Source organism: Flavobacterium zhoui, assembly GCF_042787235.1.
Lineage (GTDB): Bacteria > Bacteroidota > Bacteroidia > Flavobacteriales > Flavobacteriaceae > Flavobacterium > Flavobacterium zhoui.
Genome location: NZ_JBHZPY010000034.1, coordinates 1 through 1,622, shown reverse-complemented (window position 1 = coordinate 1,622; position 1,622 = coordinate 1). Strand labels below are relative to the sequence as shown.

2 protein-coding genes are annotated in these 1,622 nt (G+C 28.1%); one reads left to right on the top strand and one right to left on the bottom strand.

The window, feature by feature from the left end; all coding sequences use genetic code 11:
- The first annotated feature begins 308 nt into the window (after window positions 1-308).
- Complete coding sequence (locus ACFX5F_RS16195; RefSeq protein WP_379853057.1) at window positions 309-1,025, top strand: hypothetical protein; 717 nt, start codon at window positions 309-311, stop codon at window positions 1,023-1,025.
- 176 nt (window positions 1,026-1,201) lie between these two features.
- On the opposite strand, the gene ACFX5F_RS16190 is transcribed toward ACFX5F_RS16195, so the two are convergent.
- A complete protein-coding gene (locus ACFX5F_RS16190) occupies window positions 1,202-1,447 on the bottom strand; it encodes a hypothetical protein (protein ID WP_379853056.1) in 246 nt (81 codons plus the stop codon).
- Window positions 1,448-1,622: the final 175 nt, after the last annotated feature.

Below are 1,622 nucleotides of genomic sequence, written 5' to 3'. Positions count from 1 at the left end.
TGATGAATTTCATATTTAAATGTACAAAAAATCAACGAGTTGAGCAAATAATTTGAGCGATTTTTAATACAAAAAATTCAAGCAATCAAAAAGAAGGTTATTAGACAGTTTGACGTTCCCACGCTACACGTAGGTTGGGGTTAAATTAAATTATTTTTCTATTTTGCCGATTTTCAGCTGGTAAGCGTATTCTTTAAATTAAACACTATTGTCCAACTTGCTTGTAGCGTGTGTTGGTGGTTTGGCTTTATTTTCAACCGATAATTTAATTTTATTTTTAGTACTTTTGATTTTTAACTTTCTACATTATGAAAAATTTTATTTTAGGAGTATTTATTACGATTATGATTTTAGTTTGTGTTTCTATGTACATCAAAAATACTTCCCTTACTGCAAGTTTAAGTACATATAGAAATAATAAAGAAATTATTAATAAAGATTTTCAAAAAGCAAAAGAAGATTATTTTATTCAGCAACAAAGTGATAATATTAGTTTAATACTTTTCACAGTTACAATCCTTTTTACAATTTTTGGAACAGCAACATTCATCGGTGTCAAATCCGAATTTAAAGCCTATATCAAAAAAATAAATGCAAAATATGCAGAACAAGTATCCGAAAATCATAAGGTAATAGTTCATATTAAAAATTTAGAAGGTGATTTAAGTTTTGAAACTGCTAAAAATATAAGTAGCAATTTTGATTTATTTAAGCTTGCTTATACAAATGAGGAATTAATAGAAATTTTTGAGATAACCTTGGTAAGTTGTGAGTACTACTCGAAAAGCCTTATACACAAATCTAATAAATCCTTAACTTTTGAAAAGTCTGTAAAATCCATACTTCAAAGTAGTATTGAAAGATTAAAAGAATTAGCCGAGGATAATGGGGTTATAAACTTGAAAACTATAAACTTTAACCGTTTTATATCTATTAAAGATAATTTAGAAAAAGTTATGACAAAAGAAGATTTATTAAATTTTACTTTTAAAAAAAGTAAACTTTCTTTTCCAACTTTAGGTTAGTTTTTCTTCTACGTTTCATCATAAGCTTACCACCAACGTTTCGCTGCCACGTCTTGTTGCGGAAAAGCGAACCGAATGTTCTCCACTAAGATAGATTTTTTTCGTGAAGAAAATGTTCCGGCTAAGAAAATCGAGCAATAAGTCGTGACAGCTGTTAGCGGTAGTTGTTTTCAAAATTAATAATAGTAGTTATAAATTCTTTTTGCTATTTCGTAAAAAGAAAGTACAAATACTGTCGATGCTGTTATAATAATGCCCCATAGGCGAATTTTGGAAATAGTGCTAAAATCAATTTGTCCGACAATGATTTTAGCATTTCTTTCGTCAACTTTTTTTTTCCACTTTAAAACTAGCCAAATTACCAACAAACAAAATAATTCAATAAAAATTAGATTTAATGTACTTTCTTTTTTGAGTGACATATTTTTATCAATGTTGCGTTAGGTGCTTGAAATCTCCAGTCTACGGTACAATTACCGCTAACGTCAGTTCGTCTAAAAACCTCTACACGAACTCTATTTGTTTAATCAGTGAGTAAATATATGAGATTTAAACTACAATTAAAATTCTTTTTAAGAAAAGTGACTTTCTCTTTCT